This window comes from Streptomyces sp. SAS_272, from assembly GCF_052543235.1.
The window spans coordinates 35,699-56,837 of record NZ_JBMNDR010000053.1; the positions used below are offsets into that span (position 1 = coordinate 35,699).

Here is a 21,139-nt window from a genome sequence, read left to right on the forward strand (position 1 = left end):
AACGTGACAGCTACGCCCCGAACCGCCCCCGGAGTCCTCGTCCTCGCCGGCACGCCGATCGGCGACGTCGCGGACGCCCCGCCGCGCCTCGCCGAGGAACTGACGGTCGCCGACGTCATCGCCGCCGAGGACACCCGCAGGCTGCGCCGGCTGACCCAGGCCCTGGGCGTGACGCCCAAGGGACGGGTGGTGTCCTACTTCGAGGGCAACGAGTCCGCCCGCACACCCGAACTGGTCGAGGAACTCGTCGGCGGCGCACGGGTGCTGCTGGTCACCGACGCCGGGATGCCCTCGGTCTCCGACCCCGGCTACCGGCTGGTCGCCGCCGCCGTGGAGCGGGAGGTCCGCGTCACCGCCGTCCCCGGCCCGTCCGCGGTGCTCACCGCGCTGGCCCTGTCCGGGCTGCCCGTCGACCGGTTCTGCTTCGAGGGGTTCCTGCCGCGCAAGGCGGGCGAACGGCTGTCGCGGCTGCGCGACGTCGCCGACGAGCGCCGCACGCTCGTCTACTTCGAGGCCCCCCACCGGCTCGACGACACCCTCGCCGCGATGGCCGAGGTGTTCGGCGCGGACCGGCGCGCCGCCGTCTGCCGTGAACTGACCAAGACGTACGAAGAGGTGAAGCGCGGTCCGCTCGGCGAACTGGCGGAGTGGGCGGCCGAGGGCGTGCGGGGCGAGATCACCGTCGTCGTGACCGGCGCGCCGGAACGCGGGCCCGAGGAGCTCGACGCGACGGAACTGGTGCGGCGCGTGCGGGTGCGCGAGGAGGCGGGCGAACGCCGCAAGGAGGCCATCGCGGCGGTCGCGGCGGAGGCCGGACTCCCCAAGCGCGAGGTGTTCGACGCGGTGGTGGCGGCGAAGAACTCCGGTGCGCTCTGACCGCTGTCCCGGGCGCGCGGGGACGGCTGTCCCGGTGGTCCTCGGGGGCGGCCCCGGGCGTCTGGTGAGGACCGTCCCGGTCGTGCTGTGACGGCTGACACCGAGGTGTTGTGAAGGGGCTCACACCCCCTCTGAGCAGGGCGCATGTCGTCTGAGCGTGCGCCCCATGCGCGGGCAAAGGACCCCGGGCCCTGGGGCAAGGGACACCCAAATCGCCTTCAACAGTGCACAGGTCGAGTGCATTCGCCGCGGGGGAGGCGTCCACTGGACGACGGGACGTGAACCGTCCCACCAGCGGACCACGGGAGCGGCCATGAGTGACATCACAGGGCAGACCGGCCTCCGCGGCGGTGCGAGCGCCGTCGTCAACGAGTCGTACTCCTTCGCCTGCATGCGCTGCGGGCACGGCTGGGAACAGTCGTACGAGATCGAGCACCACACCGACGCCGACGGCCACGAGTTCGTCCTCTACGTGGCGAACGGGCGTGTCGTGCCGTCGCCGCTGAGCCGGCCGGCCTGTCAGAACTGCGACGGGCACATCGTGCGCATCATGCGGGCGGGTCAGGTCTCCTCGGTGCTGAGCGCCGCCCGTCAGCGCAAGGCGTCCCCGGCCGGACCGGTCCAGGCGCCGGTGACGGCGGCCGAGGGGCAGCCCGAGGGGCGCCCGGAGGGACAGCCGCAGCACCACTGGCACCTGTCCGACCTGCTGCACCCCTTCCGCAAGGCGAGCTAGCCGGGCGCCGGGCGGGGAGGGCGGCGCCCTCCCCGGCCCTTTCCGTAGGATCGGGGCATGTCTTCGAACGCCGGCGACCGCGCCGACAAGAGTGCCGCGCCGCCGCTTCCGGCCCCCCTCGGGGTGCCGGTCGCGGACTCCCACACCCACCTCGACATGCAGTCGGGCACGGTGGAGGAGGCTCTCGCGAAAGCCGCGTCGGTCGGCGTGACCACGGTCGTCCAGGTCGGCTGCGACGTCCGCGGCTCCCGGTGGGCGGCCGAGACGGCGGCGGCGCACGACAGCGTGCACGCCGCCGTCGCCCTGCACCCGAACGAGGCGCCGCGGATCGTGCACGGCGACCCTGGGGGAGGCCGGTCCCGGCAGGGGGCGCGGACGCCGGGCGGCACCGGGGCGCTCGACGAGGCGCTCGCCGAGATCGACCGCCTCGCCGCGCTCCCGCACGTCAAGGGCGTCGGCGAGACCGGACTCGACTTCTTCCGCACCGGCCCCGAGGGCAAGGAAGCCCAGGAGAGCTCCTTCCGCGCCCACATCGAGATGGCCAAGCGGCACGGCAAGGCCCTGGTCATCCACGACCGCGACGCGCACGCCGACGTCCTGCGCGTCCTGAAGGAGGAGGGCGCTCCCGAGCGGACCGTCTTCCACTGCTACTCCGGCGACGCCGAGATGGCCGAGATCTGCGCCCGCGCCGGCTACTTCATGTCCTTCGCCGGCAACGTCACCTTCAAGAACGCCCAGAACCTCAGGGACGCCGTCGCCGTGGCCCCCGCGGAGCTGCTCCTGGTCGAGACCGACGCCCCCTTCCTCACCCCGGCGCCCTACCGCGGACGCCCGAACGCCCCCTACCTCATCCCCGTCACCGTGCGCGCCATGGCCGCCGTGCGAGGCGTCGACGAGGACGTCCTGGCCGCCGCTCTCGCCGCCAACACGGCACGCGCGTTCGGGTACTGACCCGCACACACGCGTCGAACACCACGCTCGGTAGCCGCGCCACTTTGGAGAGTGACCGTCGCTCCGCTAGGTTCTGGGGGCCCGATCCGGACCCCACCCCTGGAGTGTCGGCGTGAGCAACTCGCAGTACCTCGAGTACGGGCCGTACGGCGGCGGGACGCAGGTCGACCTGCACAACGCCGAGACGGTCGCGTACGGCGTGTACGCGGCGCCCGGGACGTACGACGACACCTACCGCCCCTCGTACGAGGAGTACGCGGCGGACGAGGCGTACGACGCGCGGCCGGCCCCGGCCGAGCCCCCACGGACGCTGCAGCTGACCGAGCCGGTTCTCCCGCTCCCGGAACCGCCGCTGCCGACCCAGGCGTCGGCGCAGGGCACGGGGCGGCGGGCCGAGCGCCGGCGCCGGGCACGCGGCGCCGAGCGTCCGGAGTCCGCGATGCGCCGGCTGCTCCCGCAGGCACTCGTCGTCGCGTTCCTGGCCGGCGGCACCACCGCGTTCGTCGCCGACGACAAGGCGGTGGAGCTGACCGTCGACGGCAAGCCGCGCACCCTGCACACCTTCGCCGACGACGTGGGCGAACTCCTCGCGGACGAGGGCGTGCTGGTGGGCGAGCACGACGTGGTCGCACCCGCCGCGGGCACGGACCTCGCCGGCGGCGACGAGATCACCGTGCACTACGGGCGGCCCGTCCGGCTCACCCTTGACGGGCAGCGGCACGAGTGGTGGACGACCGCGCACACCGTCGAGGAGGCGCTCCGCCAGCTCGGGGTGCGGGCGGAAGGCGCGTACATGTCCGTCTCGCGCTCCCAGCGCATCGGACGCGCGGGGCTGGCGCTGGACGTGCGCACCGAGCGTTCCGTCACCGTCATGGCCGACGGCCGGGCCCGCACCATCCGCACCAACGCGGCGACCGTGCGCGAGGCGGTCGCGGCAGCCGGGATCACCCTGCGCGGCGAGGACACCACCTCCGTCGAGCCCGGCAGCTTCCCGCGCGACGGCCAGACGGTCACCGTGCTGCGGATCACCGGCTCCCAGGAGGTCCGCGAGGAGCAGATCCCGTTCCACGTGCGCCGCACCGAGGACCCCTCGCTGTTCAAGGGCACGGAGGTGGTGGAACGGGCCGGACAGCCCGGACTGCGGCGCATCACCTACGCCCTGCGCTCAGTGAACGGCGTGCGGCAGAAGCCCCGGCGGATCCGTGACGAGATCGTGCGCGAGCCGCGCGAGCAACGCGTGCGGGTCGGGACGAAGCCGCTGCCGTCGTCGGTGCAGGGAGCCGACGGCCTGGACTGGCGCGGCCTCGCCGCCTGCGAGTCGGGCGGCCGGCCCGGCGCCGTCGACTCCTCGGGCACCTACGGCGGGCTCTACCAGTTCGACACCCGCACCTGGCAGAGCCTCGGCGGCAGCGGACGGCCCCAGGACGCCCCGGCGGCGGAGCAGACCCTCCGCGCGAAGAAGCTGTACGTGCGACGCGGCGCGAGCCCCTGGCCGCACTGCGGACGCCGACTGCACGGCTGACGCCGCCACACGGCGGCCCGGCAGCAGGACGGCGCACGGCGGCCCCGGCAACGGGACGGCGCAAGGCGGCCACACCCCGGTTCGGGGTCGCACCCACCCCCGGTTCGGGGTCGCGCCTCGGCGTGGCGGGCGCACCCCCCGAGTGGGGGCTGCGGGCTCGGGGACCGCTTCCTGGCGCGGGGGCCGTGCTCGGGGACGGCGGGAGTGCGGGGGCGTCCTCGCAGCCCCGTACCCTTGTCCCGTGAGCAGCAGCCCCCCTTCCGACGCCCTTCTGGGCCCCGCCGACATCCGTGAGCTGGCGGCCGTCCTCGGCGTGCGGCCCACCAAGCAGCGCGGCCAGAACTTCGTGATCGACGCGAACACCGTCCGCCGGATCGTCCGCACCGCGGGGGTCCGGCCCGACGACGTGGTCGTCGAGGTCGGCCCCGGACTCGGCTCCCTCACCCTCGCCCTGCTGGAGGTCGCCGACCGGGTCACGGCCGTCGAGATCGACGACGTCCTGGCCGGCGCGCTGCCCGCGACGATCACCGCCCGCATGCCGCAGCGCGCGGAGCGGTTCGCGCTGGTGCACTCCGACGCGATGCACGTGAGCGAACTGCCGGGCCCCGCCCCCACCGCGCTCGTCGCGAACCTGCCGTACAACGTGGCCGTGCCCGTGCTGCTGCACATGCTGGAGACGTTCCCGAGCATCGAACGCACCCTGGTCATGGTCCAGTCGGAGGTCGCCGACCGGCTCGCCGCGGGCCCCGGCTCGAAGGTGTACGGCGTGCCGTCCGTGAAGGCGAACTGGTACGCCGACGTCAAGCGGGCCGGAGCCATCGGCCGCAACGTCTTCTGGCCGGCGCCGAACGTGGACAGCGGGCTGGTCTCGCTGGTGCGGCGGTCCGAGCCGGTCGTGACCACGGCGTCCCGGCGCGAGGTCTTCGCCGTCGTCGACGCGGCCTTCGCCCAGCGCCGCAAGACCCTGCGGGCCGCGCTCGCCGGGTGGGCGGGGTCGGCGGCCGCCGCCGAGACGGCGCTGGTCGCCGCCGGGGTCTCCCCGCAGGCGCGCGGCGAGGCCCTCACCGTCGAGGAGTTCGCCCGGATCGCCGAGCACCGGCAGAAGGACTCCGCGTGAGCGCCGGCGTCACCGTGCGGGTGCCCGCCAAGGTCAACGTGCAGCTCGCGGTGGGCGCGGCCCGCCCCGACGGCTTCCACGACCTGGCCAACGTGTTCCTGGCGGTCGGACTGTACGACGAGGTCACGGTGACCCCGGCCGACGGGCTCCGCGTCACCTGCGAGGGCCCGGACGCGGCCCAGGTGCCCCTGGACCGCACGAACCTGGCGGCGCGGGCCGCGATCGCCCTCGCCGAGCGGTACGGCCGCACCCCCGACGTGCATCTGCACATCGCCAAGGACATCCCGGTCGCCGGCGGCATGGCGGGCGGCAGCGCGGACGGCGCGGGCGCGCTGCTGGCCTGCGACGCGCTGTGGGGCACCGGCGCCACCCGGGACGAACTCCTCGACATCTGCGCCGAGTTGGGCAGCGACGTGCCGTTCAGCCTGGTCGGCGGGGCGGCCCTCGGCACCGGACGCGGCGAGAAGCTGACGGCCCTGGAGACCGGCGGCGCCTTCCACTGGGTGTTCGCGATGGCCGGACGGGGGCTGTCGACTCCGGCGGTGTTCCGCGAGTTCGACCGGCTCACCCGGGGAACGGACGTCCCCGAACCGGTCGCCTCCGGCGCGCTCCTGGACGCCCTCGCCGCGGGCGACCCCGACGCCCTCGCGGCCACCGTCTCCAACGACCTCCAGCCCGCCGCGCTGTCGCTCTTCCCGGAACTCGCCGCCGCCCTGGCGGCGGGGCGCGGGGCGGGGGCGCTGGCCGCGCTCGTCTCGGGCTCGGGCCCGACGACGGCGTTCCTCGTGCGGGACGCGAAGTCGGCGCACAGGACGGCGGAGGCGTTGCGGGCGTCGGGCGCGTGCAGTGCGGTGCGGACGGCGTCCGGGCCGGTCCCCGGGGCGACGGTCCTCTGAGACCGCCGCCCGGTCTCAGGGAGGTCTCACCGGGGTCTCACAGAGCGTCGATCGAGGTCAGGTCGATGTCGATGTCGTACGGCACGCTGACCTTGACGTGGTCGTGGCAGATGCCGGTCAGCGCGTAGGCGCCGGTGGCCTCGCCGCGTTCGTAGACACGGAAGGGGTCCTGCTGCCCGTCCTCCACGGCAGCGGCCCGGTCCCGATCACGTCATCACAAAGAGTGACCACCCCCTCGCGCCCGGCGCCTCACCCGGCAGGCCGTAGGCTTAAAGGCTGTCCGACCCCGATGCGCAGGAGTGAAATGGCCGTCAATCTGGTCAATGTCGAGAACGTCAGCAAGGTGTACGGGACGCGTGCGCTGCTCGACGGCATCTCGCTCGGCGTGTCCGAAGGGGACCGGATCGGCGTCGTCGGCCGCAACGGCGACGGGAAGACCACGCTGATCCGCATGCTCGCCAAGCTGGAGGAGGCGGACTCCGGCCGGGTCACGCACTCCGGCGGGGTGCGCCTCGGCGTGCTCACCCAGCACGACTCGCTCGACTCGGCCGCGACCGTGCGTCACGAGGTCATCCGGGACATGGCCGACCACGAGTGGGCCGGCAACGCGAAGGTCCGGGACGTGCTCACCGGGCTCTTCGGCGGACTCGACCTGCCCGGCTTCCCGCAGGGCCTGGACACCGTCATCGGCCCGCTCTCCGGTGGTGAGCGCCGCCGGATCGCGCTCGCCAAGCTGCTGATCGAGGAGCAGGACCTCATCGTCCTGGACGAGCCGACCAACCACCTCGACGTCGAGGGCATCTCGTGGCTCGCCCGGCATCTGCGCGAGCGCCGTTCCGCGCTCGTCTGCGTCACCCACGACCGCTGGTTCCTCGACCAGGTCTGCACACGCATGTGGGACGTGCAGCGGGGCGCCGTCCACGAGTACGAGGGCGGGTACTCCGACTACGTCTTCGCGCGCGCGGAGCGTGAGCGGATCGCCGCGACGGAGGAGACCAAGCGGCAGAACCTGGTCCGCAAGGAGCTGGCCTGGCTGCGGCGCGGCGCGCCCGCGCGCACGTCCAAGCCGCGCTTCCGCGTCGAGGCCGCCAACGAGCTCATCGCGGACGTGCCGCCGCCGCGCGACAGCAGCGAACTGATGAAGTTCGCCTCCTCGCGGCTCGGCCGGACGGTCTTCGACCTCGAGGACGTCACCGTGCAGGCCGGCCCCAAGGTACTGCTGAAGCACATCACCTGGCACCTCGGCCCCGGCGACCGCATCGGTCTGGTCGGCGTCAACGGCGCCGGCAAGACCTCCCTGCTGAGGGCCCTGGCCGAGGCCGCGCGCACCGAGGGCGAGACCCAGCCCGTGGGCGGCCGGATCGTCGTCGGCAGGACGGTGAAGCTCGCCTACCTCTCCCAGGAGGTCGCCGAACTCGACCCGAACCTGCGGGTGCTGGAAGCCGTGCAACAGGTGCGTGAACGCGTCGATCTCGGCAAGGGCCGGGAGATGACCGCCGGGCAGCTCTGCGAGACGTTCGGCTTCAACAAGGACAAGCAGTGGACGCCGGTCGGCGACCTGTCCGGCGGGGAACGCCGCCGGCTGCAGATCCTGCGGCTGCTGATGGACGAGCCCAACGTCCTCTTCCTCGACGAGCCCACCAACGACCTGGACATCGAGACCCTCACCCAGCTCGAGGACCTGCTCGACGGCTGGCCCGGCTCGATGATCGTCATCTCTCACGACCGATTCTTCGTCGAGCGCACGACGGACCGCGTCTTCGCCCTCCTCGGCGACGCCGCGCTGCGGATGCTCCCGCGCGGCATCGACGAGTACATCGAGCGCCGGCAGCGCATGGAGGAGGCCGCCGCCGCTTCCGCCGCCCCGGCGGTCGCGCAGAAGGCCGCGCCCGACAAGAGCGCCGCCGACCAGCGCGCCGCCAAGAAGGAACTCCAGAAGATCGAGCGGCAGTTGGACAAGGTCTCCGAGAAGGAGACCAAGCTGCACGACCGGATCGCCGCCCACGCCACCGACTTCGCGAAGGTGGCCGAACTCGACGCCGAACTGCGCGCGTTGGCCGGCGAGCGGGAGGAACTGGAGCTGCGATGGCTGGATCTCGCCGAGGACGCGTGAAGGGTGCGTGAAGACGCATAACGACGGCATCACGGGGCGGTCCTCCCTTGGGAACAGGGGTGGAGCGGCCCCGGAGGCCGTCGGCGCCGGGTGATAGAAAGAGCCGTCCGAGAACCTTCTGAGGACGGCTCCGGGTGGTCACTGGCCCGGAGGCGTGGCTAAAAATCAGTGACCAGGGGGAACACGCCGATGGCCCAGCCGCCCAGTCAGCCGCCGCAGCCCGGCGGTTTCGGAGCACCGCAGGATCAGCCGCCGCACCAGCAGCCGCCGCAGCAGCAGCCGCAAGGCGGCTTCGGCGCTCCGCAGATGCCGCCGCAGCCGCCCCAGGGCCCGCCGGCCCAGCCGCCGCAGCCCGGCTACGGCTACCCGCAGCAGCCCGGCCCCTACGGGCAACAGCCCCAGCAGCCCGGCCCGTACGGGCAGCCCGGCCCCTACGGGCAGCAGGGCCCGTACGGTCAGGCCGGCGGCCCCTACGCCCCGCAGCCCGGCTACGGCTACCCCCAGCAGCCCCAGTTCCCCGGCGCGCCCGGCGCCCCGGCGGGCGGACGCAACCCCTTCAAGGGCCGGCCCGCGCTGGTCGTCGGGGCCGCGGTCGTGGCGCTGCTGGTGATCGGCGGCGCGGTGTTCGCGGTCACGAACGGCGGGGACGAGGACCCGAAGAAGCCCGTCGCCGGACCGAGCGGCGACGACAAGGCCACCAGCGCTGCCCCGGTCAACCCCGGTGACGGCAGCGGCGACGGCGGCGGGGACGACCAGGACTTCAACGCCGGCCGCAAGTCCGGCGAGGCGAAGGTGCTCTGGTACAAGGAGGCGCCTGACGCGCCCGCCTCCGGCGCCGACGCCCCCGGCATGTGGATCACTTCGAAGGCCGCCGTGAAGGCCGCCTACAAGCAGGTCGTCGCGTACAACGTGGCGGACGGCAGGCCGACCTGGCCCGCCCTCACGTTCCCGCAGAAGATCTGCGCCGTCACCCCGCAGCGGACGGCCGACGACAAGGTCGTCGTCGCCTACATGAGCGGCACCAGCGACCGCGCCAAGTGCAACCAGCTCCAGCAGGTCGACCTCGGCACCGGCGCCAAGGGCTGGACGGGCGTGGTCGGGGACGGCGCGCTGTTCGACAGCGCGACCAGCATCGAACTGTCGCTGGCCGGCAACACGCTGATGGTGGGCCGCTCGCAGTCCGGCACGGCGTACGACGTCCGCACGGGCAAGAAGCTGTACGACAAGCAGAAGTACGGTGACGCGTGCTTCCCGACGGCGTTCGCGGGCGGAACCCGGCTCATCTCGGTGGCGTCCTGCGACGCGACCAAGACCACCGAGCACGACGAGATGCAGGAGCTGGACCCGGCCACCGGCAAGGTCAAGTGGACCCAGAAGTTCGACAAGGGGTGGAGCGTCGGCAAGACGTACTCCGTCGACCCGCTGGTCGTCTACAGCACCAACAAGGACAAGAACTCCTGGAACATCTCGACGTTCAAGGCGAACGGCTCCTACCGCTCGCAGGTCGGCTTCGACGAGGACTTCGCGCCCGACTGTGCCTCCGGCTTCCTGCAGCGCAATCTGACCGGCTGTCAGGGCACGGCGTCCGACGCCGACACGCTCTACCTGCCGACCGACGCGAAGAGCGGTCCCAACGAGATCGTGGCGATCGACCTGGCCACCGGCAAGGAGAAGTGGCGGGTGAAGTCCCCGGCCGACGAGGCCATGCAGCCGGTGCGGGTCGAGGGCGGGAACCTCGTGGCGTACGTCCAGCCCTCGTACGACGCGCCCGGTCAGGTGGTGGCGATCCCCACGGCGGGGTCCGCGCACACGCCCACGAAGCTGCTTCAACTGCCCGAGAGCACGGTCAAGATCGAGGACGGCTTCTACTCGCGTGCCGTCGACTGGGTCGGCGGGCGCTTCTACATCTCCACCACCCGGCTGACGGGCAACGACGACACGAAGGAGAAGCTGATGCTCGCCTACGGCAAGTGAGGCGAGCCGCCGTCCTCCCGGCTTCAGCCGTCGTCCGGGCCCGCCACGGCGGGCCGCCCGGGCCGCCTTGCGCGCTACCCCGTTTCTCCCTCTTCTCCCTCTTCTCCGTCTTCTCCGCCTTTCCGGGCTTCCCGAGTTTTCTCCTGAGGTACCCACACCATGACGCAGCCGCCGCCCCCGCCGCCGAACCAACCCCCGAACCAGCCCCCGAACCAGCCCCCGCAGCAGGGCGGCTTCGGCCCGCCGCAGCCGCCGCAGGACGCGACGTCCCAGGCCGTCCCCCAGGACTCCGGTCGGCAGGAGCCCGTCCCCCAGGACTCCGCACCGCACGACGCTGTGCCGCAGTCGCCCGCGCCGAACCTGTCGAAGGCCCCGGAGCCGCAGTCTCCGCCCCAGCCCCCGGCCCCGGTTCAGGACCGGCCCCCGGCCCAGGGGCAGGCGCCCCAGGCCACGCCGACGACGCCTGCGCCGCCGGCTCCGTCCGGGCCGCCGCAGCCCCAGCCGGGCTACGGCTACCCGCAGGTCCCCGGCGGACCGGGCGGGCCCGCCGCGCCCCCGGCCGGCCCCGGTTACGGCTATCCGGCCCAGCCGGGAGCTCCCGCTCCGGGCCCGTCCGCGTACGGCCACCCGCAGCCGAGCCCCTACGGTCAGCCGCAGCCCAGCCCCTACGGCCAGCCGCAGACGAACCCCTACGGCCAGCCGCCGGGCTACGGCTATCCCGGTCAGCCCGGTCAGCCCGGTCAGCCCGGTCAGCCCGGTCAGCTCGGTCAGCCGGGTTACGGCTACCCGGGGCAGCCGACCGTGCCCATGCAGCCGCAGGTCGTCGGGAGCGGCGGCCCGACGGGTTCCGGCGGGAAGATCAACGCGCAGGTGGCGATCATCGTCGCGGCGGTCGTCGCGATCGCGCTGATCGTCGGCGGCGGCGTCTGGTACGCGAACTCCGACAGCGGCGGCAAGAAGGAGGAGGCGAGCTCCGGCGGCGCGAACGGCGGCGGGGGCGACAAGGGAGACACGGGGGGAGGCACCGGCGGCACGACCTCGGGCGGCAGCGAGAAGGCGCCGGCCGACCCGTCCTCCGACGTGCTCTTCAAGCTTGCGATGCCGGTGGTCAAGAAGGACGACAACGTCGGCGTCCGGGGTTCCTGGCTGACCGACAAGGCGTACGTGAAGACGGGCGTCAACGGGATCACCGGCTACGACCCGGAGAAGGGCGTCAAGCTCTGGTCGATCGCGCTGCCGGGCCCGGTGTGCGAGGCCAGCAAGTTCGCCACCGACGACCACCGCACGGCGGTCGTCTTCCAGTCGAGCACCGCCAAGACGGCCCGCTGCGACCAGATCGCGGCGATCGACCTCGCCGCCGGCAAGCAACTGTGGAAGAAGACCGTCACCTCCGGGGACTACGCGATCGACTTCGACAACGTCACGGTCAGCGCGAACACGGTCGCCGTGGGCAGCACGGAGGGCGGCGCCGCCTTCGACGTCGACTCCGGCAAGGTGCTGTGGTCGCCGAAGCCGGCCGACACCTGCTACGACGCCGGATACGGCGGCGGCCCCAAGCTGGTGGCGGTGCGCAAGTGCGGCGCGTACGACAACCCCGAGCTGCACATCCAGACCATCGACCCGGTCTCCGGGAAGGTGCTCTCCGAGTACAAGCTGGCGACGGGCATCGAATACGCGTCCGTCGTCTCCACCGAGCCCCTGGTGGTGGCCGCCGACGTCGGCGACAGCGCCGGGGACGGCAGCGGCATCTCGGACTTCTTCTCCATCGACAACAAGACCGGCAAGCTGCGCACCCGCATCTCGGTGCCGGGGGCCGAGTACGCGGCCGACTGCGAGGGCATCACCAGGATCGAGGCCTGCACGGGCCTGGCCGTCGGCAACGACCGCATCTACGTGCCCACCGAGGAGCACGACGGCAGCGGCAGCCACGGCCGGACGAACGAGGTCGTCGCCTTCGACCTGGCCACCGGAAAGCAGACCGGCCAGCGCGCGGACGCCGGCGACGGCTACACGATCTACCCGCTGCGCATGGACGGCAGCAACCTGATCGCGTACAAGAGGCCGCCGTACGACAAGGGCGGACAGGTCGTCAGCGTCGACGGCGGCTCCTTCAAGGAGACCGTGCTGCTGGAGAACGCGGCCACGGACGCGGTGCACGACCTGGAGTCCGGCCTGTCCCCGGAGTACTCCGAGGTCCTCTTCGCGCAGGGACGCCTGTACATGTCGGAGGTGTACGTCGACGACGACGCCTCCTCGGGCGGCGACCCCGAGTACCTCGCGGTCGGATTCGGCACCGCGGGCAGCTGATCGTACGGATCGTCGTGACGGCCCCGACCCCGAGCAGATGCGCGCTCGGGGGCCGGGCCCGCTCATTTATCGCCAACGTCGCCCTCGTGAGAGGAATTTCGGCGATCCGGGCAGTTCTCGCCGGTAGGGGGAGCGCAACGTCGAACAAGCGTGTAGCTTCCGGGGGCATGAAGACAGGGGTGCCGGGGGGCGCCCTTTGTTCGTCCGCGTGGGTCTTCGTGGGTGCGTGTGGGTCCGCGTGGATCCGTGTGGGCATCCATGGGGGGACTGGGGGGTTGCTCGATGGGAGTGCGGCTGATGGTGGTCGACGACCACCGCCTGCTCGCCGAGGCGCTGGCCTCGGCGCTCAAACTGCGGGGGCACCGGGTGCTCGCCGCGGCGGCGCCGACGGCGGGGGCGGCCGAGCTGGTGATCACCCGTGCGCCCGAGGTGTGTCTGCTGGGCACGGCGGCCCCGGCCGAACCGGGCGTCTTCGACCCCGTGGTCCGCATCAAGCGGGAGCGCCCGCAGGTCGCGGTCCTGGTCCTCGGACCGGTGCCGAGCCCGCGCGGGATCGCCGCGGCCTTCGCGGCGGGCGCCTCCGGCTACGTACGTCATGACGAGCGCATAGAGGGTGTGGAGCGGGCCATCATGAAGGCGCGGGCGGGCGAGGCGGCGGTGGCGCCGCAGCTGCTCCAGGGCGCGTTCGGCGAACTGCTGAACCCGGCGGCCCAGCCGGACGACGAGGGCCAGCGGCTGCTGCAGATGCTGACCCCGCGGGAGGTGGAGGTCCTGGTCCGCGTCGCCGAGGGCGAGGACACCCGGCTGATCGCCGCCGGTATGGGCATCGCCCCGTCCACGGCCCGCACCCATGTGCAGCGGGTCCTGATGAAGCTCGGCGTGGGTTCCCGCCTGGAGGCGGCGGCGCTCGCGGCGCGCACGGGTCTGCTGGACCGGGCGGGACCGTTGCCGCACGCCTCCCGCGACCGGGCGGCGGAAGCGGAGTAGGGCGCATGCGAGCACGCAGGGTCATCGGGCGGGGTGCGCGCCTCGGCGTCCTCATCGGGGCGTGGCCCGCGGGGACGCTCGGCCTGCTGTGCCTGGTGACGGCGTTCGTCTTCCTGACCGGCGGCCTGTACGCGACCGCGTGGGCGCTGACGACGGCGGGCGTGTACGCGGCGCTGGGCAGCATGGCGGTGGGCGTCGTCCTCGGCACGGCCACCGGTGTCGCCCTGGCGATCGCCCCGCGCCGCCTGCTGGCGCGGGCCCCGCTGCGCGGCCTGCTGGCGGCACTCACCGCGGGGCTGCCGGTCGCGGCGCTGTACGTCGCCTTCCTGACCGCAGAGGGCTGCACCCTGGCGAGTTACCCGCTGTCGACGCACTTCGTCGGCTGGGCGGTCATCCTGACGATCGCCCTGGTGGCGGCGGCACGAAGCGGTGAGATCGCCGGGTGCGGCGCCGATGCGACGACGAACGGGGCGAGCGGCGATGCCGGGTCAGCGGAAGCGGAAGCGGCAGCGGAGCGGGGCGCCGGAACAGCGCACTGACGGCCGCTGGGACGTGCTGCTCGAGACGCAGGACCGGTCCGAGCTGCGCGCGGCGCTGCTGCGCGTGCGTGCGGCGCGGCCGCGGATCGACGCGGCGGCGGTGCGTATCGACACCCTGTGCGGCCGCTCGGACCGTCCCACCACGTACCGGCTGTGCCTGTTCGTGCCGACGCCCGGGTCTCCGTCGCCCGCACGGGACCCGGGCGCGGGGTAATTCGAGGCGGGCCGGTGCCTGGGCTGTCTAGGCTCTCGCCATGCCCACCCCGGAACTGCAGCGGATCCACGCCTTTCTGTCGGCCTTCGCCCGCCGCCAGGCCGCGCGCGTCGTCGACCTCCCGGGCGGGTTCGCCGTCCACGACGACTCCTTCGCGCATTCCCACGCGGACAACCAGGTCGTCGTCGACGCGGCCGTGGATCCCGAGGCGCTGCCCGCTCTCGCGGAGCGGGCACTGGGGCATCTGCCGTTCCGCATGGTCTCCGTGCTGGACGACGCTGTCGCCGCCGCGTGCGCGCAGCCGCTGATCCGGGCCGGGTACACGCAGTCCGTCCTGCTGGTCATGCTGCACACGGGGCCGGTGCCGGCCGGTGGCGGAGCGGCGCGGGAAGTGGACCTCGACGCGCTCCGGGTCCCCCTGGCCCGGCGCTGGCGGGGCTTCCTCCCGGACGTCGACGACGAGGTCGTCCGCCACCTCGTCGACCGGCGCGAGGCGCGTCGCCGCGGGGCCGACGTCGTCCGCTTCCTCGGCGCCCATACGGAGGAGGGCGAGGTCGCCTCCTGGGCGGACCTCTATATGGACCCGGCGGCGGGCACGGCCCAGATCGAGGACCTGGTCACCTCGGAGGCCCATCTCAGGCGCGGCCACGGCGACGCGGTCCTGAGCACCGCCCTGCGCATGGCCGCCGATCAGGGCTGCGGAACCCGGTTCCTGGTCGCGGACGCGGCGGACTGGCCGCGCCACTGGTACGAGCGTCGCGGCTTCCGCGTCGTCGGCCGCTCGCACTGCTTCGAACGGAGCTGACTCCGCGCCGGCTGAGGTGCGAATCGGACAATCGCCATATACGGTGTGTAACCGTACCGTTTCGTACAGTGACGGATCGCGTCACTCGGTGTCGAAACATGCCACTCAGCCGAAAAGGGAATGCAATGCGCAAGCTTCACCAGACCGCTCTCGTGGCTGCCATGATCGCGAGCCTCGGCATGGCCGGAGCCGGGATCGCCTCAGCCGGCGTAGCCGGCTCCGACGGGGACTCCCGGCAGTGCGCCAACCACGTGGAGAACATCTCGTTCGGTCTCATCAACATCCCGAACCTGAACCTCCCCCTCCTCGGCTCCTCGTCGAACCAGACGGCGACCCAGCAGATCTGCAACAACGGTGACGACGCCGTCAACGTGAACGTCGCCGACCGGGAGGACTAGGACCGAGGACCGGTCCGGTACGGTCGGTCGCGTCCTGACGTGGGGCGGCCCCGGGTTCCGTACGCACGGATCCCGGAGCCGCCCCGCTGCACGACCGGCGCGGCCGCCGCGCTCGCCGACACCCGCAGCGCGCGCCCGTACCCGCCGCGCTCGTGCCCGTCCTGCCGCTATCCGCCCCGCGGCGGTTCCCCCTCCACCGCCTCGGGCGGGAGCTTCGGGGTGACCGGCGCCGCGGGCCGCAGCTTCAGCCACGCCAGGAAGAAGAGGCCGAGGGCCAGCATCCCGAGGCCCGTCCACAGGTTGATGTTGATTCCCTGGGCCTTGTCGATCTCCGCGTCGCCGTCGGTGAGGCCGGTGATCGTGAGGATCACGCCGTACAGGACGAACAGGCCGCCGATGATGCGGCGCAGGTCGAAGATCCGGGCCGCGGTCGCGGACTTCTCCTCGAGTTCCGTGACCTCGCGCTGGACGTCGGCCTCGGACCAGCCCGCCCGCCGCAGCCGCTCGGCGGCCTCGTCGCGCTCGGACGGTTCGAAGTGCTCGGACATGGTGTCTCCATCCTCCCGCAGGTGTCGCGAGGGCTCAGAACGAGAACGGGATGTAGCAGAGGGCGGCCAGGATCACCGCGCTCCAGCCCAGCAGCGCGGGCCGGCGGTACCAGGCGTCGTCGCCCGCCGCGGGCGGCTCGGCCATCCCGGGGGAGACGGTGCCGTAGACCAGGCCCTGCAGCTCCTCGTCCGTCTTGGGGGCCGTGAACAGCGACACCGCCACCATCACGACCGCGCCCGCCACGAAGCCGGCGATCGCGGAGACGAAGTTGGCGCCCTGGTCGGTGGGGATGCCGATGACGTCCTGCTTGTAGAGGACGAAGTAGTTGACCATCGCCGCCGTGGTGCCCGCGAGGAGACCCCAGAAGCCCGACTTCTTCGACGCCCGCTTCCAGAACATGCCGACGATGAAGACCACGAACATCGGCACGTTGAAGAAGCTGAACAGCGTCTGCAGGTAGCTCATGATGTTCGAGAAGGACGACGCCAGGAACGCCGTGCCCACCGAGGCCGCCACGCCGATCGCCGTGATCAGCCGGCCGAAGCGCACGTAGTACGCGTCCTCCCGCCCCCGCACCACGTACTTCGCCCAGATGTCGGTGGTGAACACCGTGTTGAAGGACGACACGTTCGCGGCCATGCCGGCCATGAACGCCGCCAGCAGGCCCGTCACCGCGATGCCCAGCACGCCGTTCGGCAGAAGCCGCTCCATCAGGTACGGGATGGCGTCGTTGTACTGGAGGTCGGAGTCGGCGGTGCCGATCTTCGGCACCAGCACCGCCGCCACCAGGCCCGGGATCATCACCAGGAAGACCATGAAGATCTTCGGGAAGGCCGCGATGAGCGGGGTGCGCTGGGCCGCCGAGAGGTTCTTCGCCGACAGGGCCCGCTGCACCTCCGCGAAGTTCGTCGTCCAGTAGCCGAACGACAGCACGAAGCCGAGGCCCAGCACGATCGTCAGCCAGTTCGCGCCGAGCGGGTTGGCGCTGCCGATGCCCGTGCCGCCCCACGCGCTCACGAAGTCGTCCCCGTGTGTCGCGGTCAGCTTGTCGGTCAGGCCGTCCCAGCCGCCGACCTTCTTCAGCCCCAGCACCGACAGCGGGATCAGGGCCGCGAGGATCACGAAGAACTGCAGGACCTCGTTGTAGATCGCCGAGGACAGGCCGCCGAGCGTGATGTACGCCAGCACGAAGAAGCCCGCGACCACGATCGCGACCCACTGCGGCCAGCCCAGCAGCGCCTCGACGACGATGGCCAGCGCGTACAGGTTCACCCCGGCGATCAGGATGGCGGCGAACGCGAACAGGATCGAGCTCAGCAGGTGGGCCGCCTTGTCGAAGCGCAGCAGCAGCATCTCCGGGACCGAGCGGACCTTGCTGCCGTAGTAGAACGGCATCATCACCAGGCCCAGGAACACCATGGCCGGGATGGCGCCGATCCAGTACCAGTGGACGGTGTACGCGCCGTACTGGGCGCTGTTGGCGGCCATGCCCAGGATCTCGGTGGCGGCCAGGTTCGCCGAGATGAACGCGAGGCCGGTGATCCAGGCGGGCAGCGAGCGGCCCGAGAGGAAGAAGTCGAGGGTGGTCTTCACCGAGCGCCGGGCGGCGAAGCCGATGCCGAGGACCACGACGAAGTAGATGCCGAGGATCGTGTAGTCGAGCCAGTTCGTGGGGAGCCGTAGCTCTGCCGCCAGGGAGGTGGGGGTTCGCATGTACCGCTCGCTTCGCTTGGTGTTCTTTGTTTGGTTGTGACGGTGACTCGGCGTGGGGGTTTATGGTTTTATGTGTTCGGTTCTGTTTGAAGCTTCGCTAGGTGTACTGATCCGGGTCCGCGGGCCCGGGGTACGGATGGAGAGTCGCGGTGAAGAAGACCTCGACCCGGCTGGCCGACGGTCGTGAGCTGATCTACTACGACCGGCGCGACGACGTGGTGCGCGACGCGGTGGACAAGCGTCCGCTCGAGCGCACGGTCACCACTTCGGAGGTACGACGCGACCCGCTGCTCGGGGATTCCGTCGCCATCGCCTCGCACCGGCAGGGGCGCACGTACCACCCGCCGGCCGACGAGTGCCCGCTCTGCCCCTCCGAGGGCGACCGGCTGAGCGAGATCCCGGACTCGTCGTACGACGCCGTCGTCTTCGAGAACCGGTTCCCCTCCCTCGCCGGCGACTCCGGGCGCTGCGAGGTGGTCTGCTTCACCTCCGACCACAACGCGTCCTTCGCCGACCTCACCGAGGAGCAGGCGGGACTGGTCCTCGAGGCGTGGACGGACCGGACGTCCGAGCTGTCGCATCTGCCCTCCGTGGAACAGGTGTTCTGCTTCGAGAACCGCGGCGCCGAGATCGGTGTGACGCTGGGTCACCCGCACGGGCAGATCTACGCCTACCCGTTCACCACTCCGCGCACCGCGCTGATGCTGCGTTCGGTGGCCGCGCACAAGGAGGCGACCGGCGGCGAGAACCTCTTCGACGCCGTCCTCAAGCGTGAACTCGCCGGGACGCGGGTCGTCCTGGAGGGTGAACACTGGGTCGCGTTCGTGCCGTACGCCGCCCACTGGCCGTACGAGGTGCACCTCTACCCCAGACGCCGGGTGCCGGACCTGCTGGCCCTCGACGAGGACGCGCGCACAGAGTTCCCCCAGGTGTATCTGGAACTCTTGAGGCGCTTCGACCGGATCTTCGACGAGGGCAACGGAGGAAAGGGAGGCGACGGTGAGTCCCAGACGCCGTACATCTCCGCCTGGCACCAGGCGCCGTTCGGCGCGCTGGAGGAGTTCGAGGGCGTCAACCGCGACGACTTCGCGCTGCACCTCGAGCTTTTCACCATCCGCCGCACGTCCGGCAAGCTGAAGTTCCTCGCGGGCTCCGAGTCCGGCATGGACGTCTTCATCAACGACGTGCCGCCGGAGCGCGCGGCCGAGCGACTGCGAGAGGTAGCGAGTTGATGAGCAGCGGCAAGTATCTGGTCACGGGCGGCGCGGGATACGTCGGCAGCGTGGTCGCCCAGCACCTGCTGGAGGCGGGGCACGAGGTCGTCGTCCTGGACAACCTCTCCACCGGCTTCCGCGAAGGCGTCCCCGCCGGCGCCGCCTTCGTCGAGGGCGACATCCGCGACGCGGCCAAGCACCTCGACGCCTCCTTCGACGCCGTGCTGCACTTCGCCGCGTTCTCGCAGGTCGGCGAGTCCGTCGTGAAGCCCGAGAAGTACTGGGACAACAACGTCGGCGGCACCATGGCGCTGCTCGCCGCGATGCGCGAGGCCGGCGTGCGCAAGCTGGTCTTCTCCTCCACGGCGGCCACCTACGGCGAGCCGGAGCAGGTCCCGATCGTCGAGTCGGCTCCCACGAGGCCGACCAACCCGTACGGCGCCTCCAAGCTCGCCGTCGACCACATGATCAGCGGCGAGGCCGCCGCCCACGGGCTGGGCGCCGTCTCGCTGAGGTACTTCAACGTGGCGGGCGCGTACGGCGCGCAGGGCGAGCGCCACGAGCCGGAGACGCACCTCATCCCGCTCGTCCTCCAGGTCGCGCAGGGCCGCCGCGAGGCCGTCTCCGTCTTCGGCGACGACTACCCGACCCCCGACGGCACCTGCATCCGCGACTACATCCACGTCGCCGACCTCGCCGAGGCGCACCTCCTCGCCGTCGCCGCCGCCGAGCCCGGCGAGCACCTCATCTGCAACCTCGGCAACGGCAACGGCTTCTCCGTCCGTGAGGTCGTCGAGACGGTCCGCAAGGTCACCGGCCACCCGATCCCCGAGGTCATGGCCCCGCGCCGCGGCGGCGACCCGGCCGTCCTGGTCGCCTCGGCGGCCGCCGCCCGCGAACAACTGGGCTGGAACCCGTCCCGCGCGGACCTCGCGGGCATCGTCGCGGACGCCTGGGCGTTCGCCCAGCAGATCGCCGACAGCACGACGAGGGAGCGGTAATGGGGGCACAGCGGGTACGGGACGGCTTCGTCGAGCTGTACGGCGCGGAGCCCGAGGGCGTCTGGGCGGCGCCCGGCCGCGTCAACCTCATCGGTGAGCACACCGACTACAACGACGGCTTCGTGATGCCCTTCGCGCTGCCGCACACCGCGGTCGCCGCGGTCTCCCGGCGTACGGACGGCCGGCTGCGCCTGCACTCGTCCGACATCGAGGGCGGCGTCGTCGAGCTGGAGCTGGAGTCCTTGACGCCCGGGTCGGACGCCGGCTGGGCCTCCTACCCCGCCGGCGTCGTCTGGGCGCTGCGCGAGGCCGGTCACCCCGTCACCGGCGCGGACGTCCATCTCGCCTCGACGGTGCCGACCGGCGCCGGCCTGTCCTCGTCGGCGGCCCTGGAGGTCGTGGTGGCGCTCGCGCTCAACGACCTGTACGCACTGGGGCTGCCGGGCTGGAAACTGGCCCGGCTGTGCCAGCGCGCGGAGAACGTCTACGTCGGCGCGCCCACCGGCATCATGGACCAGACCGCCTCCGCCTGCTGCGAGAGCGGCCACGCGCTGTTCCTCGACACCCGCGACCTCTCCCAGAAGCAGATCCCCCTCGACCTCGCGGCCGAGGGCATGCGCCTGCTGGTGGTGGACACCCAGGTCACGCACGCGCACAGCGGCGGCGAGTACGGCAAGCGGCGGGCCGGCTGCGAGAAGGGCGCGGCCCTGCTCGGCGTCGACGCGCTGCGCGACGTCCCGTTCGACGGACTCGACGCGGCACTGGCCCGCCTCGGCGACGAGGACGAGGTCCGCAGGCTGGTCCGGCACGTGGTCAGCGAGGACGAGCGCGTCGAACGCGTGGTGCGGCTGCTGGAGTCGGGCGACACCCGCGCCGTCGGCCCGGTCCTCACCGAGGGCCACGCCTCCCTCCGGGACGACTTCCGGGTCTCCTGCCCCGAGCTGGACCTGGTCGTCGAGACCGCCGTCGCGGCCGGCGCCCTCGGCGCGCGGATGACCGGCGGCGGCTTCGGCGGCTCGGCGATCGTCCTCGCGGACGCCGCCGACGTCGACACCCTGACCAAGGCCGTCGAGGAGGCCTTCGCGGCCGCCGGGTACAAGGCCCCGCGTGTGTTCGAGGCGGTGCCGTCGGCAGGTGCCCGCCGACTGAGCTGAGCGGTTCGGCTTCACGTCACCGGGGTGCGGCGGTCTCCAGCCGCACCCCGGTCTTCGTCCCGCTCCGGTCTCCGTC

At 72.3% G+C, this 21,139-nt stretch carries 20 protein-coding genes; 17 read left to right on the forward strand and 3 right to left on the reverse strand.

The genetic code is table 11. The features are described 5' to 3' along the window. Positions 1-3: 3 nt before the first annotated feature. The 6 genes from rsmI to ACN6LD_RS26900 all read left to right on the forward strand — a co-directional run bounded on the left by rsmI (position 4) and on the right by ACN6LD_RS26900 (position 6,095). Positions 4-876 (forward strand): 16S rRNA (cytidine(1402)-2'-O)-methyltransferase, encoded by an 873-nt coding sequence (gene rsmI, locus ACN6LD_RS26875; RefSeq protein WP_445044518.1) that lies wholly within the window; start codon positions 4-6, stop codon positions 874-876. Between the two features lie 313 nt (positions 877-1,189). Next, on the forward strand, positions 1,190-1,609 hold the full coding sequence (locus ACN6LD_RS26880; RefSeq protein WP_445044519.1) for a hypothetical protein: 420 nt from the start codon (positions 1,190-1,192) through the stop codon (positions 1,607-1,609). A gap of 57 nt (positions 1,610-1,666) precedes the next feature. Then, entirely contained in the window at positions 1,667-2,560 is an 894-nt protein-coding gene (locus tag ACN6LD_RS26885) for a TatD family hydrolase (protein WP_445044520.1), read from the forward strand. Positions 2,561-2,672: 112 nt separating this feature from the next. Continuing rightward, the gene (locus ACN6LD_RS26890) at positions 2,673-4,082 is read left to right on the forward strand and encodes a ubiquitin-like domain-containing protein (RefSeq protein WP_445044521.1); all 1,410 of its coding nucleotides are present in this window, start codon (positions 2,673-2,675) and stop codon (positions 4,080-4,082) included. A gap of 241 nt (positions 4,083-4,323) precedes the next feature. Further along, positions 4,324-5,199, forward strand: a complete 876-nt coding sequence (rsmA, locus tag ACN6LD_RS26895; RefSeq protein WP_319192210.1) for a 16S rRNA (adenine(1518)-N(6)/adenine(1519)-N(6))-dimethyltransferase RsmA — start codon at positions 4,324-4,326, stop codon at positions 5,197-5,199. Then, a complete protein-coding gene (locus tag ACN6LD_RS26900; protein ID WP_445044522.1) occupies positions 5,196-6,095 on the forward strand; it encodes a 4-(cytidine 5'-diphospho)-2-C-methyl-D-erythritol kinase in 900 nt (299 codons plus the stop codon). The genes rsmA and ACN6LD_RS26900 overlap by 4 nt, the downstream gene beginning before the upstream one ends. A 37-nt stretch (positions 6,096-6,132) precedes the next feature. On the opposite strand, the gene ACN6LD_RS26905 is transcribed toward ACN6LD_RS26900, so the two are convergent. After that, a complete protein-coding gene (locus tag ACN6LD_RS26905) occupies positions 6,133-6,282 on the reverse strand; it encodes a hypothetical protein (RefSeq protein ID WP_445044523.1) in 150 nt (49 codons plus the stop codon). Between the two features lie 117 nt (positions 6,283-6,399). Here ACN6LD_RS26905 and ACN6LD_RS26910 point away from each other — a divergent pair, with 117 nt between their 5' ends. The 8 genes from ACN6LD_RS26910 to ACN6LD_RS26945 all read left to right on the forward strand — a co-directional run bounded on the left by ACN6LD_RS26910 (position 6,400) and on the right by ACN6LD_RS26945 (position 15,432). Beyond that, positions 6,400-8,208 (forward strand): ABC-F family ATP-binding cassette domain-containing protein, encoded by a 1,809-nt coding sequence (locus tag ACN6LD_RS26910; RefSeq protein WP_445044524.1) that lies wholly within the window; start codon positions 6,400-6,402, stop codon positions 8,206-8,208. Positions 8,209-8,397: 189 nt separating this feature from the next. Further along, positions 8,398-10,182: an outer membrane protein assembly factor BamB family protein gene (locus ACN6LD_RS26915; protein WP_319192215.1), complete on the forward strand. Its 1,785-nt coding sequence runs from the start codon at positions 8,398-8,400 to the stop codon at positions 10,180-10,182. Between the two features lie 159 nt (positions 10,183-10,341). Continuing rightward, positions 10,342-12,489, forward strand: a complete 2,148-nt coding sequence (locus ACN6LD_RS26920; protein WP_445044525.1) for an outer membrane protein assembly factor BamB family protein — start codon at positions 10,342-10,344, stop codon at positions 12,487-12,489. A gap of 282 nt (positions 12,490-12,771) precedes the next feature. Continuing rightward, positions 12,772-13,476 (forward strand): helix-turn-helix transcriptional regulator, encoded by a 705-nt coding sequence (locus ACN6LD_RS26925; protein WP_319194268.1) that lies wholly within the window; start codon positions 12,772-12,774, stop codon positions 13,474-13,476. Positions 13,477-13,481: 5 nt separating this feature from the next. Further along, positions 13,482-14,015 (forward strand): hypothetical protein, encoded by a 534-nt coding sequence (locus tag ACN6LD_RS26930; protein ID WP_319194269.1) that lies wholly within the window; start codon positions 13,482-13,484, stop codon positions 14,013-14,015. 13 nt (positions 14,016-14,028) lie between these two features. After that, a complete protein-coding gene (locus ACN6LD_RS26935) occupies positions 14,029-14,229 on the forward strand; it encodes a hypothetical protein (RefSeq protein ID WP_445044526.1) in 201 nt (66 codons plus the stop codon). Positions 14,230-14,269: 40 nt separating this feature from the next. Further along, a complete protein-coding gene (locus ACN6LD_RS26940; protein ID WP_445044527.1) occupies positions 14,270-15,034 on the forward strand; it encodes a GNAT family N-acetyltransferase in 765 nt (254 codons plus the stop codon). A gap of 125 nt (positions 15,035-15,159) precedes the next feature. Next, a complete protein-coding gene (locus ACN6LD_RS26945) occupies positions 15,160-15,432 on the forward strand; it encodes a hypothetical protein (protein ID WP_319194275.1) in 273 nt (90 codons plus the stop codon). Positions 15,433-15,599: 167 nt separating this feature from the next. Here the strand turns inward: ACN6LD_RS26945 and ACN6LD_RS26950 are convergent, their stop codons facing one another. Together ACN6LD_RS26950 and ACN6LD_RS26955 are read right to left on the reverse strand one after the other, a co-directional pair. Beyond that, a complete protein-coding gene (locus ACN6LD_RS26950) occupies positions 15,600-15,980 on the reverse strand; it encodes a hypothetical protein (protein WP_319194277.1) in 381 nt (126 codons plus the stop codon). 34 nt (positions 15,981-16,014) lie between these two features. Next, positions 16,015-17,694: a sodium:solute symporter family protein gene (locus ACN6LD_RS26955; RefSeq protein ID WP_319194279.1), complete on the reverse strand. Its 1,680-nt coding sequence runs from the start codon at positions 17,692-17,694 to the stop codon at positions 16,015-16,017. 149 nt (positions 17,695-17,843) lie between these two features. Here ACN6LD_RS26955 and galT point away from each other — a divergent pair, with 149 nt between their 5' ends. The 3 genes from galT to galK are packed head-to-tail and all read left to right on the forward strand — an operon-like array spanning position 17,844 to position 21,063. Continuing rightward, a complete protein-coding gene (gene galT, locus ACN6LD_RS26960) occupies positions 17,844-18,926 on the forward strand; it encodes a galactose-1-phosphate uridylyltransferase (RefSeq protein ID WP_319194281.1) in 1,083 nt (360 codons plus the stop codon). Continuing rightward, on the forward strand, positions 18,926-19,909 hold the full coding sequence (gene galE, locus ACN6LD_RS26965; RefSeq protein WP_445044528.1) for a UDP-glucose 4-epimerase GalE: 984 nt from the start codon (positions 18,926-18,928) through the stop codon (positions 19,907-19,909). The genes galT and galE overlap by 1 nt, the downstream gene beginning before the upstream one ends. Beyond that, on the forward strand, positions 19,909-21,063 hold the full coding sequence (galK, locus tag ACN6LD_RS26970; RefSeq protein ID WP_445044529.1) for a galactokinase: 1,155 nt from the start codon (positions 19,909-19,911) through the stop codon (positions 21,061-21,063). The genes galE and galK overlap by 1 nt, the downstream gene beginning before the upstream one ends. Positions 21,064-21,139: the final 76 nt, after the last annotated feature.